A 16,348-nucleotide genomic window follows, 5' to 3' on the forward strand; every position below is an offset into this window, starting at 1 on the left:
GAGGGTACCCGGTCGGAGCCGGTAGCCGGACGGATGCCGGGCGAACGTGTTCGCTGCTCAGCTCTCGGTCCCAGCCAATAAGTTAACGATCATTTGCGCTCGGGCGTGAGTAAATGAGATGGTAGAGGCCCGTTTATCGCACAAGGAGTTCTTCGTGAATCTGGACTGGTCGCCCACCGATCTGGCGTTTCGCGACGAGGTGCGGCGCTTCCTGGACGAGAATCTGACCCCGGAACTACGTCGTGCCGGTCGGCTCGCCACCAGCGTCTACCCGGATCACGAGGCCAGCATGCGGTGGCAGCGCATTCTGCACGGCCGCGGCTGGGCCGCACCCGCCTGGCCGGTCGCCTACGGCGGCTGCGACTGGAGCATGACCCAGCACTACATCTTCGATCGGGAATCCACCCTGGCCGGCGCCCCCGCGCTGTCGCCGATGGGGATCCGGATGGTCGCCCACGCGATCATCGCCTTCGGCACCCAGGAGCAGAAGGACTATTTCCTGCCCCGCATCCTCACCGGCGAGGTGTTCTTCTGCCAGGGCTATTCCGAACCGGAGGCGGGCTCTGATCTGGCCTCGCTGACCATGGCCGCGATCTCCGACGGCGACGACCTGGTCTGCACCGGATCCAAGATCTGGACCACCCACGCCACCGCGGCGAATTGGATCTTCGCCCTGGTCCGGACGTCGAAACGGGAGCGCAAACAGCAGGGCATCACGTTCGTGCTGATCCCGATGGACACCCCCGGCATTCAGATCCGCCCGCTGGTCATGACCTCCGGGGAACAGGTGCAGAATCAGGTCTTCTTCGATCAGGTGCGGGTGCCGAAATCGAACGTCATCGGTCGCATCGACGAGGGCTGGACCGTCGCCAAACATCTGCTCAATTTCGAACGCGGTGGTTCGGCCTACGGTCCTGCGCTGCAGGTGCTGGCCGAATCGCTGGCCGAGCACGCGGCCGGCCGGTCCGGCTTCGCCGGCGGCAGCCTGCTCGACGAACCCGCCTTCGCGGCGAAACTCGCCGATGCGCGCATTCGCGCCGATGTGCTGGAAATCCTCGAATACCGCACCATGTCGGCGATTTCGCGAGGGAAGGATCCGGGTCCGGCCGCCTCCACCCTCAAGATCCTGGGCACCGAACTGAGCCAGCGGCTCACCGAGCTCGCCCTCGAGGCGGCGGGTCCGCGCGGCCGCGCCTATCAGCCGCACGCGACCATGCCGGGCGGTCCGGTCGCCGATTTCGTCGCACCCGCCGACGGATATGTCAGCGGCGAACCGTGGCAGGCCGTGGCGCCGCTGCGGTATTTCAACGACCGCGCGGGCTCGATCTACGCGGGCAGCAACGAGATTCAGCGCAACATCATCGCCAAGGCAACCCTGGGACTGTGAGAGATGGACTTCGAATTCACTACCGAACAGCAACTGCTCCGTGACACGGTCGCCGAATTTCTCACCGCCCGTTACGACCTGGAGAAGAGCCGATCCGTAGCCCGGCTCGGCGCCGGGCATCAGCCCGAGATCTGGCGCGGCTTCGCCGAGGAGGTCGGCATCCTGGGCGCGAGCCTGCCCGAGCGCGTCGGCGGTTTCGACGGCGGGCCGATCGAGACCATGATCATCGCCGAGGCGCTGGGCGCCGCCCTGGTGGTGGAGCCGTACGTCGACACGGCCGTACTCGGCGCCGGTCTGCTGCGCCGTGCGGGCGGCGACCGGGCCGAGGACCTGTTGCGCGGCATCGTGGCCGGAACGGTGATCACGGCATTCGCCGCGCTCGAGGCCGAATCCGGGTACAACGCCCACCGAATCGCCACGACCGCACGGCGCGACGGCGCCGAATGGGTCCTCGACGGCGCCAAGATCGCGGTGACGAGCGCGCCGCTGGCCACGCATCTGCTGGTGTCCGCCCGCACCGCAGCGGGCCTGTCGCTGTTCGTCGTACCGGCCGACAGCGCGGGAGTGACCCAGCACGCCTACCGCACGATCGACGAGCGCCGCGCCGCCGATATCGTCCTCGACGGCGTGCGGCTCCCGGCCGACGCCCTGCTCGGCGCCGACGGCGCGGCCGGCGACTCGATCGACCGGGCCGTCGACGAGGCGATCGCGGCGATCTGCGCCGAGGCCGTCGGCGGCATGCGCCGGGTGCTCGCCGACACCGTCGAATACAGCAAGCAGCGCAAGCAGTTCGGTGTGCCGATCGGCAGCTTCCAGGTGCTGCAGCACCGGATGGTCGATATGTATCTCGAACTCGAGCAGGCGATCGCCGCCACCTACCTGGTGACATTGAAGCTCGACGCCGACGCCCCGGTGCGGGCCCGGGCCGCCGCGGCGGCCAAGGCTACCGTCGCTCGGGCGGCCGCATTCATCGGCCAGCACGCGGTCCAGCTCCACGGCGCGATGGGGATGACCGAAGAGCTCGCGATCGGGCATTTCTTCAAGCGGCTCACCGCGATTCGCTACGAGTGGGGTTCGGCCGATCAGCACATCGCCCGCTATGCCGCACTGACACGGGCCTGACCCGGCCACAGCGACCGGGGCGCGGGTCCCATACCGCCCGGCGGCCCCGGACATGTTTTCGGCCGGAATCCGGATCGGATTCCGGCCGAAAACGCGCCGGGGAAACCGGGCTCGCCCCGCCACCGTCGGAAGCGAACCCTTTGGTCATCGGCCCCGACGGGTTCGGGTCACCCCGCCCGCACCCGCGCCGCCGCCCGGCGGCGAATCGGGTTGTGCGGCGTACTCAACGCACGGGGGTGAAATCGCGCGCGGCGATATACGTCGGCCGCGCACGCGAGGCCGAGTACGGGTCCTCGAGCGTGTTCTCCACGCTGTTGAACACCAGGAACACGTTCGAGCGCGGGAACGGGGTGATGTTGTTCGCCGACCCGTGCATGATGTTGGAGTCGAACAGCAGCGCCGAACCGCGGGCGCCGGTGAACTGTGCGATGCCGTACTTGTCGGCCAGCTCGGCCAGATCCTCCTGCGCCGGCACACCGATCTGCTGCTCGCGCAACGATTCCCGGTAGTGCTCCTCCGGCGTCTCACCCTGACACGGCATGAACAGCCGATGCGAACCGGGCAACAGCATGAGACTGCCGTTGAACGGATAGTTGTCGGTCAGCGCGATCGACAGACTCACCGCCCGCGGCGACGGCATGCCGTCCTCGGCGTGCCAGGTCTCGAAATCCGAGTGCCAGTAGAAACCGGCGCCCTCGAATCCGGGCATGTAGTTGACCCGGCTCTGATGGATGTAGACATCGGAACCGAGGACCTGGCGGGCCAGACCCACGACTCGCTCGTCGCGCACCAACTCCGCCACCAGCGCGCTGATCTTGTGCACCTCGAAGATCGAACGAACGCTGTTCGACTTCTTCTCGATGATCACCCGCTCGTCGGCACGCAGGATCGGATCCGCGGCCAGCCGATCGATTTCGGCGGCGATATCGGCCACCTCCATCGGGCTCAGCAATTCATCGATGACCGCGTATCCATCGGCATCGAAGTTCTTCAGCTCCGGTGACGTGACCGTGCCCCACACGGTGGGGTCGGTGCGCTCCACCGGCGGTACCGCTACCGCCGTTCGGGTCCGATAGCGATCGATTCGACTGTCCGCCAACGTCATCGCGGTGTCGTCCTCCTAACTACCTCACTACTCGCCGGCTGCCACCAACGGATAGACGCCGTTCTCGTCGTGTACCTCTTTGCCCGTGACCGGCGGATTGAAGACGCACAGCATCCGCATCAGCGTCCGGGTTTCGATCCGGTGCCGCTCGTGCCCGTTGAGCAGGTACATCGTGCCGGGCGCCAAATCGTAGGTGACATTGTTGGTCAGATCGGTGAGTGTGCCCTCACCCTCCACCAGCCACACCGCTTCGACGTGGTTCTGGTAGTGGAATTCGTGCACGGTATTCGGCTGAATGGTGGTCTCGTGGAAGGAGAATCCCACCCCGTCGCCGCCGAGGATGATCCGCTTGCTGCGCCAGTTCTCGGCCGCGACATCGCGGTCGGTGCCGGTGATCTCGGCAGTTGTCCGCACGATCATGTCAGTTGCCTCCTCGCGCCATGTCGACCGCCCGATCCAGGATGCCCAGACCGTGCTCGAGTTCGTCGTCGGTGATGGTCAACGGCGGAAGCAGCTTCACCACCTGGTCCTCGGCGCCGGAGGTCTCCACCAGCAGCCCCTCCTCGAACGCGATGCTGGACACCTTGCCCGCCTCGGACGGGTCGTCGAACACCAGGCCCTGCACCAGCCCGCGACCGCGGGTCGACACACCCTCGAAGTTCTCCGAGAGCGCCTCGAACGACTTTCGGATCTTGTCGCCCTTGGCGAGAGTGGACTGCTCGAGGCGATCGTCGCTCCAGTAGTGCTCCAGGGCGACCCGTGCGGTCACGAACGCCGGATTGTTACCGCGGAAGGTGCCGTTGTGCTCACCGGGGGTCCACTGGTCGAGCTCGCGCTTCATCAGCACCAGCGCCAGCGGCATACCGTAGCCGCCGATCGACTTCGACAGCGTGACGATGTCCGGGGTGATGCCCGCGATCTCGAAGGAGAAGAACGGCCCGGTGCGACCGCAGCCCATCTGAACGTCGTCGACGATGAGCAGGATGCCGCGCGCCGCGCACGCCTCCGACAGCTTCCGCAGCCATTCGGCGCGTGCGACGTTCACGCCGCCCTCACCCTGCACGGTTTCCACGATCACCGCCGCAGGCTTGTCCACACCGGAGGAATTGTCATCGAGAACACGTTCCATCCACGCCAGGTCGTCGTCGGCGCCGTCCAGATACCCGTCGTAGGGCATCGGAGTCGCGTAGGTCAACGGTACCCCGGCGCCCGCGCGCTTGGTCGCGTTACCGGTCACCGACAGTGCGCCGAGGGTCATGCCGTGGAAGGCGTTGGTGAAATTCAGAATCTGGGTGCGGCCGGTCACCTTGCGGGCCAGTTTCAACGCGGATTCGACCGCGTTCGCACCGGTAGGACCGGGAAACTGCACCTTGTAGTCGAGGCCGCGCGGGTCCAGCAGGACATTGTTGATCGTCTCGAGCAATTCACGCTTCGCGACGGTCGACATATCCAGTCCATGGGTAATTCCGTCGCGGGCGATGTAATCGATCAGCGCCTCTTTCAGAACGGGATTGTTATGCCCGTAATTGAGCGCTCCGGCGCCCGCGAAGAAATCGAGGTAATCACGTCCGCTACCGTCGCGCAGCCAGGCTCCGGAAGCGGTGTCGAAGAGCGTCGGCCACGAACGGCAATAGCCGCGCACATTCGACTCGAGCGATTCGAAAACGGTCATCTCAGCGGTGGTCATCGATGATCCTTCCTATCGTTTGCACCACCCTGCAGTGGTGCGATCCGGTACAGGTCCTCGGATTCGTGCCCGTCCGGAAAATCTCGTGGCTCGAACAACGTCTGGCGGGTCATTTCCGCGCCGCGGCGGCGAGCCAGCGAGGCGAACATCGCCAGTGACGCTTCGTTGTCCGGCGAAACAGTGGTCTCCAGCGTCGAAACACCCTGGGCGGCAACCTTTTCCACCAGTCGATCCAGCATCGCCACACCCACGCCGCGGCCGCGGAAGGCGTGGTCGACGGCGACCTGCCAGATGAACAGCGTGCCCGGCGACTGCGGGCGCAGATAACCGGTGACGAACCCCGCGATATCCGAGTCGATTTCGGCCACGACGGAGGTCGATCGGAAGTCACGGCACCACAGCAGATAGGCGTAGCTCGAATTGGCGTCCAACACCTGGGAATCGACGGCGATCCGCCACATCCGCGCTCCGTCACCGACCCGCGGCGCACGAATCAGCGCAGGGGAGGAAGTGTTGCGACGGCCATCGGCGTCATCGGTATCGGGAGAACTGAAAGGCATACTCCGCGTTCGGGTCTGCATCACCTCTTCAGAATTGCCCGCGAACGTTGAGGCTTATCGTGCGACTACTTTACGGTTGTGTTACAGAAGTATGATCGGTGAATTTCGTCACGGTGGGCAACCACACGATGAATCGGGCACCGCCGCCGGGGCGGTCGTCACATTTCACGCGGCCACCGTGCGCGGCCACGGTTTCGGCCACCAATGCCAATCCGATTCCGGTGCCGGAACGTTTCCCACGCCGCACCGTCACGAATCTTTCGAAGATGCGCTGGCGGTCCTGCGGAGCCACTCCCGGACCGCAATCGTCGACCGTGATCACCATTTCGTCACCAGCGCGATCGACCCCGACCGCGACCACCCCGCCGCCGTGCCGCTGCGCATTCTCGAGCAGGTTGACGATCGCACGTTCGAGTTCCAGCTTGCGGCCGGTCACGATTCCGTCGTCGGAGACGGTCAGCAGATCCGGTGGATAGCGCATCTCCGCGAGTGTGTGGGTGAGCAGTTCGCGCACCGACAGCGGTTCGGCATCGGCGCCGTGCATCCGCGCCTCGGCCCGGGCCAGCGCCAGCAGATCGTCGAGCAACCTGCGCAGATGATCGAGTTCGGCGCGTACCAACTCCAATGCCCGCCGCGCTCGTTCCGGCAGCTGATCCTCGTAGCGCGACATCACCCCGACGCTGGTGGTCAGGGTGGTGAGCGGGGTCCGCAATTCGTGACTCACATCACCGACCAACCGGCGCTCGCGATCGATGCGGTTCTGCAGCGAATCGACCATGGTGTTGAAGGCGTCCACGGTCGGGGCCAGATCCGGATCGTCGGTATCGGGCAGCCGGGTGCCCAGTTCCCCCGAGGCGATCTTGGCGGCGGTGCCGGTGACCTGCCGCAATGGTTCCAGCAACCGATGCGACAACCACACTCCGAAGATCGCGCCGATCACGGTGCCGCCGAGCCCGCAGGCCACCGCGGTCCGCCACACGCCGTCCCCGATCCTCGCGATCAGCACGGCCAACAGTGCGGACACCAAACCGGTGACGGTGAACGCGACGATCACCCGGCCGCGCAGCACCTGGCGGCGCGGCAGGCGCGGGAATCTAGCGCTGCACATCGAGGCGGTAGCCGAGCCCGCGCACGGTTACCACGATCGCCGGTTCCGACGGATCGCGCTCGATCTTGGTCCGCAACCGCCGCACGTGCACGTCCACGATGCGCTCGTCGCCGAAAAAGCCACGGTCCCAGACCCGTTCGAGCAGAACGCTACGCGAGAGCACTCGCCCGGGCGTCTCCGCCAGTTCACACAGCAAGCGGAATTCGGTCAACGTCAGATGCAGTTCCTCGTCGCCGCGGCGAACGGTCCCGCTGTCGGCCGAAAGCACCAGCGGCGCTTCGGGATAGGCGTCCAGCACGACCTCCTTCGGGGCCGGCGGCTCCACGGCCTGCTGGGCACGGCGGCGCAGCGCCCGCATCCGTGCGGTGATCTCCTTGATCTCGAACGGCTTGGTCACGAAGTCGTCGGCGCCGGCCTCCAGCGCGGCCACCACATCGTGAGTGTCGTCACGCGCGCTGACGACGATGATCGGCACGTCGTGATCGCGACGGATCTCACGGATACAGGTGAACCCGTCCATCTCGCCGAGCATCAGATCGACGATCATCACATCCGGTGCGCCGTTGTCGCGGAGATGTTCGAGCGCGTCCTCGGCCTCCTCGGCCTCGGCGACGTCGTAGCCCTCATCCTCCATGGCCAGCCGCAGCGCGCTACGGACCCGGTCGTCGTCCTCTACGATCATCAAATTCGCACTCATCACTACACCTCGTCCAGCTGCGCGTCATCGGACGGCGAATTCCCGGCCTGCCCGTTCGTCGCAGGTGCGAGCGGCCGCGCAGCCTCTGGTCTCACACCGTCTTCTCATAACCACATCCCTGACCGGCACCGGCGGCGAATCACGCGGCGCCGGACATGCCGGCTGATCGGTCCCTGAGCGCCCTGCGGGCACACAACAGTAACTGGAGTACCCGGCGCGCCCATGCGTAAACACGGGGCAACACGACCGAGGTGCAAGCACCTCGAAAAGCCCCGTAAACTACGTACCGAGACAGTAAGGCGATTGGTGCGCTGCGGGGGACTTGCCCAAGCGCACGGCTAACGCAGGAGACACCATGTCCACTCGCCGCTGCCGATTCAGTGTCGCACTGGGAACTGCCCTGATGACGGTGCTGATGGCTGCGTGCTCGTCCTCCCCGGACCCGTCGTCGGCGACGACGCACGGCACCCCGGGCCCCGCCGCACCGGCGATCGCCATGGTGCCGGCGGCCGGTAGTGCCGACGTCGATCCGCTCGGCACCATCGAGGTGAGCGCCACGGACGGCATCCTCACGGATGTCACGTTGACCAACGAAGAGGGAAAACAGGTCGACGGCACGCTCAATCCGGACCGGACGGCGTGGAAACCGAGGGTTCCGCTCGGCTACGGCCACACCTACACGATGAGCGCGAAGGGCATCACCGTCACCGGTCCCAGCGGGCCGATGACGTCCACGTTCACCACGCTGACCCCGAGCAACCAGGTCAAGGCGTATCTGACCACCACCGGCGGCCAGCCCCTGGCCGAAGGGGGAACCTACGGCGTCGGCACGGTGATCGTCGCCCACTTCGACGAGGCGGTCGGCGACCGCGCGGCGGCCGAGAAGCGGCTGTCGGTCACCACGGATCCGCAGGTCCAGGGCTCGTGGTTCTGGTTCGACGACAAGAACGCGCACTGGCGGCCGCAACAGTATTGGAAGCCCGGAACCAAGGTCACGGTGGCGGCGAACATCTTCGGCGCACAGCTCGGCCCCGGGCTGTTCGGCCAGGAGGATTCCAAGACGAGTTTCGTCATCGGCGACTCGCACGTCTCCATCGCCGACGACAACACCCACGAAGTGCAGGTGTTCGAGAACGGCAAGCTGGTCCGGACCATGCCCACCTCGATGGGGCGCGGCGGCAGCGAACAGGTCGGTGGCAAGACGATCTACTTCAACACCCCCGCCGGCATCTACACCGTGATGGGCAAGGGCAATCCGGTGATCATGGATTCCTCCAGCTACGGCCTGCCGGTGAATTCGCGCCTGGGGTACAAGGAGTCGATCGGCTGGGCCACCCAGATCAGCGGTGACGGCATCTACCTGCACCAACTCGACTCCACGGTCTGGGCGCAGGGTAATACCGACACCTCGCACGGCTGCCTGAACCTGAACCTCGAGAACGCGCGCTGGTTCTACAACTTCTCGATCCCCGGCGACGTGGTCGAGGTCCGCAACACCAGCGGACCGCCACTGCCCTCGTGGAACAACGGCGACTGGATCGTGCCGTGGGACCAGTGGCTGGCGGGGAGTGCGCTGCACTCCTGATCGCTGCCACCCACCGATCCCCCGCCGCACGGGTCAGCGCCGCGTCGGGAAGCGACGGTCCAGGTCGAGATTCACGCCGAGGACGTCGACCCTGGGCTCACCCAGAAAGCCCAGGTCACGCCCGTCGGTGTGCGCCGCCACCACCGCGGCGACCTGCTCGACCGGGATACCCCGTGCGGCCGCCACCCGCGCGCTCTGGAGCTGCGCGTAGCGCGGTGAGATGTGCGGGTCCAGTCCGGAACCCGACGCCGTGACCGCATCGGAGGGCACCGGGGTATCGGCCGGTGCGTCACCACGGATCGGGACGACGAGTCCGGCCGAATAGTCCGTCCCGGGCTGGGCGCAGTCCACCCGGACCCCGCGGTAGGCAGCCTGGAACGGCACCGCCGGACACGCCTCGTTCACGCTGACGACCTTGGTGGGCGCGGTAACCTCCCCGTGGCCGTCGCGCGGACCGAAGATCGCCAGCACCGCACCGACCCCACCGGGCGTGCAGAACGGTCGCGCCCCGGAGACGCCCTCGCGCTCGCCGATCTGTTTGCTGCGCGCGCACACCGTGGTCAGCAAACCGGCCTTCGATTGCGACGGCTCCGCCGCCAGGGTGTCGACGACATCCTCCGGCCCTTTGTTGCCGAACCCGGTGTTGGTGGGGTCGTAGCCGTCGGGGCGGCTGCCGTCGGCAGGGGCGGAATTCGACGGGCGCGTCTGGAAGTACTGCGGCAGCGCCGTACCGTTGCCGTCGGTGAACGCCTGACCGATGAGGCTGCTGCCCACCAGCTTTCCGTCCCGGTGGACGAGCGAACCCTCGGCCCGGTCGTGCAGGCCCGGCACCTGCGCGACCGCGAAAACTGCCAGCGGATAGGCGATTCCGGTGATCGCCGTCAGCACGAGCAGTGCCCGCATCGCGGCCAGATGCTGGCGGAACCAGGTGGTGTATCGCATCGAGAACGAAGACATATCAGGACATCCCAGGCAGGAATCGGACGACAAGGTCGATGAGTTTGATGCCGATGAACGGGGCGACGATACCGCCGGCTCCGTAGATGGCGAGGTTGCGGCTCAACAGCTTCGACGCACTCGACGGGCGATAGTCGACGCCGCGCAGCGCCAGCGGAATCAGCGCCACGATGACGATCGCGTTGAAGATCACCGCCGACAGGATCGCCGACTGCGGACTGTGCAACCGCATCACGTTGAGCACGTCCAAACCCGGGAACAACGCCACGAACAGCGCGGGAATGATCGCGAAGTACTTGGCGATGTCGTTGGCGATGGAGAAGGTCGTCAACGCGCCCCGGGTGATCAGCAACTGTTTGCCGATCTCGACGATCTCGATCAATTTGGTCGGATCCGAATCCAGATCGACCATGTTGCCGGCCTCCTTGGCCGCCGACGTTCCGGTGTTCATCGCCACGCCGACATCGGCCTGCGCGAGCGCCGGGGCGTCGTTGGTGCCGTCGCCGGTCATGGCGACCAGGCGGCCGCCGGCCTGTTCGCTCTTGATCAGCGCCAGCTTGTCCTCGGGGGTGGCCTCGGCCAGGAAGTCGTCGACTCCGGCCTCGTCGGCGATCGCCTTGGCGGTCAGCGGATTGTCGCCGGTGATCATCACCGTGCGAATTCCCATGCGGCGCATCTCGTCGAAGCGTTCTCGCATGCCCTGTTTCACCACATCCTTCAGGTGGACGACACCGAGCAACCGGGCTCGCCCGTCGACCAGTTCGCCGACCACCAGCGGTGTGCCGCCGGAGGCAGAGATGCCGTCGACGGTCCGCCCGACCTCCTCCGGCACCGAACCACCGTGGGCCCGAACCCATTCCGTGACCGCGCTCGCCGCGCCCTTGCGCAATTGATGTCCGTCGCGCAGATCCACGCCCGACATCCGGGTCTGGGCGGTGAACTCCACCCAATTCGCGCCCGCGAGCTCACCCGGAGTGCGTTCGCGTTTGCCGTAGGCGGATTTCGCGAACACCACGATCGAGCGGCCCTCGGGTGTTTCGTCGGCGAGGCTGGAAAGCTGTGCGGCGTCGGCCATCTCGTCCGCGGTGACACCCGGCATGGGGACGAAGGCCGCGGCCTGCCGGTTGCCGAGGGTGATGGTGCCGGTCTTGTCGAGCAGCAGCGTGTTCACATCGCCGGCGGCCTCGACCGCGCGACCCGACATCGCCAGCACATTGCGCTGGACGAGGCGGTCCATCCCGGCGATGCCGATCGCCGACAGCAGTGCGCCGATGGTGGTCGGGATGAGGCAGACCAGCAGCGACACCATCACGATGCCGGTGATGCCGTGCGCGGTCAGCGCCGCGCTGTCACCGACTCCCGGATTGTTCACCTTGGCGAAGATCGCGGGCGGCTGCAACGTCACGACCGCGAACACGAAGATGATCGTCAACGCGGCCAACAGGATGTTCAGCGCGATCTCGTTGGGTGTCTTCTGCCGGCTGGCGCCTTCCACCAGCGCGATCATCTTGTCGATGAAGCTGCCGCCCGGCTCCTGGGTGATCTCGACGACGATGCGGTCCGAGAGCACGGTGGTGCCGCCGGTGACCGCGGACCGGTCGCCGCCGGATTCGCGGATCACCGGCGCCGATTCCCCGGTGATCGCCGATTCGTCGACCGAGGCGATGCCCTCGACGACGTCGCCGTCACCCGGGACCACCTGCCCGGCCTCGACCACCACGTGATCGCCACGCCGCAGCTCCGGCGCGGGGACCCGCTCCTCGAGCGGCGCCTCGGCGCCCGGATGCCAGTTCACCAAACGCCGGGCGACGGTGTCGGTCTTCGCTTTTCGCAAGGTGTCGGCCTGCGCCTTGCCGCGGCCCTCGGCGACGGCCTCGGCCAAGTTGGCGAAGATCACCGTCAACCACAGCCAGAGCACGATCGCCCACGCGAAGACCGTGGGACGAGCGACAGCGAGGATCGTCGACCACACTGCGCCGATCTCCACGATCAGCATCACCGGATTGCGCCACAGCGTGCGCGGATCCAGTTTGCGCAGCGCCTCGGGCAGCGATCGCGCCAGCAGCGCCGGATCGAACATCCCCCGGGACATCCGGCGCGGGGATGGGTCGGCGCCGCGGCGGGCGGTCACCGAATCGGTTGTCGGAGCGGTCATGTCAGTGAATTCCTTCGGCGAGCGGCCCGAGCGCCAGCATGGGCAGGAAGGTCAGGGCGACCAGGATCAGCGTCACGCCGGCGACCATGCCGACGAACTGCGGCCGATGCGTCGGCAACGTGCCGATCGATTCGGGCGTATGCCCTTGGCGAGCAAGCGATCCGGCCAGCGCGAGCACCAGGACGATGGGGATGAACCGGCCGAACACCATCGCCAGGCCGAGGGCGGTGTTCCACCACACGGTGTTGCCGCCGAGCCCGGCGAAGGCCGAGCCGTTGTTGTTGGCGGCCGAGGTGAAGGCGTAGAGCACCTCCGACAGGCCGTGGGGTCCGGAGTTCGCCATCGCCGCGCGCTCGCCCGGCAATGCCATCGCCAGGGCGGTGCCGACCAGTACGATCAGCGGACTGACCAGGAAATACGATGCGGCCAACTTGATTTCGCGCGGGGTGATCTTCTTGCCGAGATATTCCGGTGTGCGCCCGACCATCAACCCCGCGACGAAGACGGTGATCACGGCCAGGATCAACATGCCGTAAAGACCGGATCCGACGCCGCCGGGCGCGACCTCGCCCAGCTGCATGTTCACCATCGTCATCATGCCGCCGAGGCTGGTGTAGGAATCGTGGGCGGAGTCGACCGCGCCGGTCGAGGTCAGCGTCGTCGACGCGGCGAACGTCGCGGAATCCGTGACGCCGAACCGGGTTTCGACTCCCTCGAGCGCCGAGCCGACCGCCGTGGGCACGGTGCCGTGGTGACGCAACTGGAGGAAGTTGGTCAGCGTCACGCTGATCAGCGCGAGCACACCCATCACCGACACGATGGCGAAACCCTGCCGGGTGCTGCCCACCATGCGGCCGAAGGTGCGCGGTAGCGAGAAGGCGATCAGCAGGATCAGGAAGATCTCGACCCAGTTGGTCCAGGCCGTCGGGTTCTCGAACGGGTGCGCGGAGTTCACGTTGAAGAAGCCGCCGCCGTTGGTGCCCAGCAGCTTGATGCTCTCCTGCGAGGCCACCGGCCCGCCCGGAATCGTCTGCGTCGCACCGGCGACCATCTGCGCGACCTGATCGTGCAGGTGGAAGTTCTGGATCGCGCCACCGGCGATCAGCACGATCGCGAAGACGAACGCGACGGGCAGCAGGATCCGGAGGGTGCCGCGCACCAGATCGACCCAGAAGTTGCCGAGGTCGCCGGTGTGGCGGCGAGCGAACCCGCGTACCAGCGCGACCGCGACCGCCATCCCGACCGCGGCCGAGACGAAGTTCTGCACGGCCAGGCCGGCCATCTGGACCAGATGACCCTGGGTCGACTCACCGGCGTAGTTCTGCCAGTTGGTGTTGGTGACGAAGCTGATCGCGGTATTCCACGCCAGCGCCGCGGTCATCTCGGTCCCGGGTTCGTGCAGATGCAGCGGCAGCCGGCCCTGAATCAGCTGCAGGAAGAACAGCAGCAGGACGCTCATCGCGGAGAAGGCCAGTACGCTGCGGGCGTAGATGCCCCAGGTCTGCTCCACTCCGGGCTGGACCCCGATGGCGCGATAGACGATGCGTTCGGCCCGCGAGTGTCTCGTGCCCGAATACACCCGGTACATGTAGTCGCCGAGCGGGATGTGGACCGCCGCGAGCGCGACGAGAAGGGTCGCCACGAAGACGACCCCGGCAGTGGTTGTGCTCACCTAGAACCTTTCCGGGAACAGCAGCGCCGCAACCATGTAGCCGGCGACGCCGAGCGCCAGGATCAGACCGACGATGTTCTCGATCACAGCCGTTCCACCCCCCGTTGGAGCAGACCGAGCAGGGCGAAGATCGCCACGGTCACGACGGTGAACACCGCGACAGACATAGTGCAAACCTCTCTGTTGACGGCATCCGGATGCGGATGCGCCGCAGTGAGTGAAGCGCGGCGAACCATCGGATTTCGAGGGCGTTGACGGGTTCTTAGCGGGGTCGGCGGCCGCCTTGACGGGGCGCTTACGGATCGGCCGATTGCGAGTACGGCGTCAAGGTCGGCGGCCGCCCCGTCAAGGAGTCGTAAAAATCTCCGGATTTCGCCGTTCCCGGCGGTACACAGTGGGAAGTTCGGATCGAGCAGGTCGTCCGGCGATGTGCATACGAGACAGTGACGAGGAGACGGCAGTGCCGGATTTCGCGGTCGCGGCGGCGGTGATCATCGGCTTCGTCTGTTGTACGACGGCGCTGCGCGTGGCGGGCGGGAAAACACCCCGCGTCGTGCGGGCGCCGCGCAGAACACGACGTCCGAATCGCGCGATGATGGATCTGTGAAGCGCGGGCAGCTACGCATCTACCTCGGGGCGGCGCCCGGCGTCGGTAAGACCTACGCGATGCTCGGCGAGGCCCACCGACGGCTGGACCGCGGCCGCGACGTGGTGGCCGCCGTGGTCGAGACCCACGGCCGACGCCGGACCGCGGAACTGCTCGACGGTATCGAGCGCATCCCACCGGCGGTGCGTACCTATCGCGGCACCCGGATCGGCGAGCTGGATCTCGAGGCGGTTCTGCGCCGCGCACCCGCGGTGGTGCTGGTCGACGAACTCGCGCACACCAACGTGCCGGGTTCGAAGAACGAGAAGCGCTGGCAGGACGTGCACGAACTGCTCGACGCCGGCATCGACGTCATCTCCACGGTGAACGTGCAGCATCTGGAGAGCCTCAACGACGTGGTCGAACAGATCACCGGCGTGGTGCAGCGGGAAACGGTGCCGGACTGGGTGGTTCGCGGCGCCGACCAGGTGGAGTTGGTCGACATCACCCCGGAGGCGTTGCGGCGCAGGCTCTCCCACGGCAATGTGTACGCCGCCGACCAGGTCGACGCGGCCCTGCGCAACTACTTCCGTCCCGGAAACCTCACGGCGCTACGGGAATTGGCGTTGCTGTGGCTGGCCGATCAGGTCGACGCCGCGCTGGCGAAGTACCGGGCCGATCACAAGATCACCGCGACCTGGGAGGCGCGGGAACGCGTGGTCGTGGCGGTCACCGGCGGCCCGGAATCGGAGACCATCGTGCGCCGGGCGAGCCGGATCGCGACCAAATCCAGTGCCGAGCTGATCGTCGTCCACGTGCTGCGCGGCGACGGCCTGGCCGGGGTGTCGACCCAGCGCCTGCATCGGCTGCGCGATCTCGCGGCGAGCCTGGGATCCAGCCTGCACACCGTGACCGGGGAGAACGTCCCCGACGCACTGCTGGATTTCGCCCGTCAGGTCAACGCCACCCAGCTCGTGATCGGGACCTCGCGGCGGTCGCGCTGGGCCCGCATTCTCGATCAGGGCATCGGGGCGACCGTGGTGCAGCGGTCGGGAAGTATCGACGTGCATATGGTCACCCACGACGAGGCCCAGCGCGGTTTCCGCCGGGCCGGACTGCTGCGCGGCCCACGTTCGGCCCTGTCGTGGCCGGCCGCGCTGATCGTGCCGACCCTGATCACGATGCTGTGCTACCTGTGGCTGGATTCGGTGCTGGACCTCGCGGGCGACAGCGCGCTGTATTTCGTAGGCGTGATCGCCGTGGCACTGCTCGGTGGTGTCGCGCCCGCGACCCTGTCCGCGGTGCTGGGCGGCGTGCTGCTCAACTGGTTCTTCACCGCGCCGCGCTACAGCCTCACCATCGCCGAACCCGACAATCTGCTGACGATCGTGGTGATGGCGGTGGTGGCCGTGGCGGTGTCCGCCTTGGTCGACATCTCCGCCAATCGGACGCGGGAGGCGCGCACCGCCTCGCGGGAGGCGGAACTGCTGACACTGTTCGCCGGTGCGGTCCTGCACGGCGCCGACCTCCCCGATCTGCTCGAACGCGCGCGCGAGATCTACGGCCAGCGCGCGGTCAGCTTCGTCCGCGACGACGAGGTGATCGCCTGTGTCGGCGCCGATCCGGCGCGCACACCGGGCGCCGCCGACACCGCGATCGGTGCCGGCGACGAGGAGCACTGGCTCCTGCTGAGCGGGCGCGCTCTCACCCCGGGCGACCGCCGGGTG

Annotated in this window: 15 protein-coding genes; 5 read left to right on the forward strand and 10 right to left on the reverse strand. The window is 66.9% G+C overall.

Annotation, left to right across the window (positions count from 1 at the left end; translation table 11 throughout):
- The first annotated feature begins 154 nt into the window (after positions 1 to 154).
- Positions 155 to 1,387, forward strand: a complete 1,233-nt coding sequence (locus ON37_RS16760) for an acyl-CoA dehydrogenase family protein (protein WP_040720540.1) — start codon at positions 155 to 157, stop codon at positions 1,385 to 1,387.
- Between the two features lie 3 nt (positions 1,388 to 1,390).
- Positions 1,391 to 2,509 (forward strand): acyl-CoA dehydrogenase family protein, encoded by a 1,119-nt coding sequence (locus ON37_RS16765; protein WP_040720488.1) that lies wholly within the window; start codon positions 1,391 to 1,393, stop codon positions 2,507 to 2,509.
- 223 nt (positions 2,510 to 2,732) lie between these two features.
- Here the strand turns inward: ON37_RS16765 and thpD are convergent, their stop codons facing one another.
- The 6 genes from thpD to ON37_RS16795 form a co-directional block, all read right to left on the reverse strand.
- Positions 2,733 to 3,614 carry an ectoine hydroxylase gene (gene thpD, locus ON37_RS16770; RefSeq protein WP_040720489.1) on the reverse strand — a complete coding sequence of 294 codons (882 nt, stop codon included), beginning with the start codon at positions 3,612 to 3,614 and terminating at the stop codon, positions 2,733 to 2,735.
- A 27-nt stretch (positions 3,615 to 3,641) separates the two neighbouring features.
- Positions 3,642 to 4,034: an ectoine synthase gene (locus tag ON37_RS16775; RefSeq protein WP_040720490.1), complete on the reverse strand. Its 393-nt coding sequence runs from the start codon at positions 4,032 to 4,034 to the stop codon at positions 3,642 to 3,644.
- Position 4,035: 1 nt separating this feature from the next.
- A complete protein-coding gene (gene ectB / locus ON37_RS16780; protein WP_040720491.1) occupies positions 4,036 to 5,301 on the reverse strand; it encodes a diaminobutyrate--2-oxoglutarate transaminase in 1,266 nt (421 codons plus the stop codon).
- On the reverse strand, positions 5,298 to 5,861 hold the full coding sequence (gene ectA, locus ON37_RS16785; protein ID WP_051031677.1) for a diaminobutyrate acetyltransferase: 564 nt from the start codon (positions 5,859 to 5,861) through the stop codon (positions 5,298 to 5,300). Before ectA ends, ectB begins: the two co-directional genes overlap by 4 nt.
- A 70-nt stretch (positions 5,862 to 5,931) precedes the next feature.
- Positions 5,932 to 6,969: a HAMP domain-containing sensor histidine kinase gene (locus tag ON37_RS16790; RefSeq protein WP_051031678.1), complete on the reverse strand. Its 1,038-nt coding sequence runs from the start codon at positions 6,967 to 6,969 to the stop codon at positions 5,932 to 5,934.
- On the reverse strand, positions 6,956 to 7,666 hold the full coding sequence (locus ON37_RS16795) for a response regulator transcription factor (RefSeq protein ID WP_040720492.1): 711 nt from the start codon (positions 7,664 to 7,666) through the stop codon (positions 6,956 to 6,958). Before ON37_RS16795 ends, ON37_RS16790 begins: the two co-directional genes overlap by 14 nt.
- 355 nt (positions 7,667 to 8,021) lie before the next feature.
- Between ON37_RS16795 and ON37_RS16800 the strand changes: the two genes are divergently transcribed.
- Positions 8,022 to 9,251, forward strand: coding sequence for a L,D-transpeptidase (locus ON37_RS16800; protein WP_040720493.1), 1,230 nt, complete (start codon positions 8,022 to 8,024; stop codon positions 9,249 to 9,251).
- 33 nt (positions 9,252 to 9,284) lie between these two features.
- Here the strand turns inward: ON37_RS16800 and ON37_RS16805 are convergent, their stop codons facing one another.
- From ON37_RS16805 to kdpF, 4 genes are all read right to left on the reverse strand, one after another.
- Positions 9,285 to 10,193 carry a potassium-transporting ATPase subunit C gene (locus tag ON37_RS16805; protein ID WP_040720544.1) on the reverse strand — a complete coding sequence of 303 codons (909 nt, stop codon included), beginning with the start codon at positions 10,191 to 10,193 and terminating at the stop codon, positions 9,285 to 9,287.
- 16 nt (positions 10,194 to 10,209) lie between these two features.
- Entirely contained in the window at positions 10,210 to 12,300 is a 2,091-nt protein-coding gene (kdpB, locus tag ON37_RS16810) for a potassium-transporting ATPase subunit KdpB (protein WP_245553233.1), read from the reverse strand.
- Between the two features lie 64 nt (positions 12,301 to 12,364).
- Positions 12,365 to 14,035 (reverse strand): potassium-transporting ATPase subunit KdpA, encoded by a 1,671-nt coding sequence (gene kdpA, locus ON37_RS16815; protein WP_040720494.1) that lies wholly within the window; start codon positions 14,033 to 14,035, stop codon positions 12,365 to 12,367.
- Entirely contained in the window at positions 14,036 to 14,122 is an 87-nt protein-coding gene (gene kdpF, locus ON37_RS34215; RefSeq protein WP_157171471.1) for a K(+)-transporting ATPase subunit F, read from the reverse strand.
- A gap of 373 nt (positions 14,123 to 14,495) precedes the next feature.
- Between kdpF and ON37_RS32970 the strand changes: the two genes are divergently transcribed.
- Positions 14,496 to 14,642: a hypothetical protein gene (locus ON37_RS32970; protein WP_157171470.1), complete on the forward strand. Its 147-nt coding sequence runs from the start codon at positions 14,496 to 14,498 to the stop codon at positions 14,640 to 14,642.
- Positions 14,639 to 16,348 (forward strand): sensor histidine kinase (locus tag ON37_RS16825; RefSeq protein WP_040720496.1); only part of this gene is annotated, 1,710 nt, incomplete at its 3' end. The genes ON37_RS32970 and ON37_RS16825, both read left to right, overlap by 4 nt.

It is taken from the genome of Nocardia veterana NBRC 100344 (assembly GCF_000308855.1).
GTDB lineage: Bacteria > Actinomycetota > Actinomycetes > Mycobacteriales > Mycobacteriaceae > Nocardia > Nocardia veterana.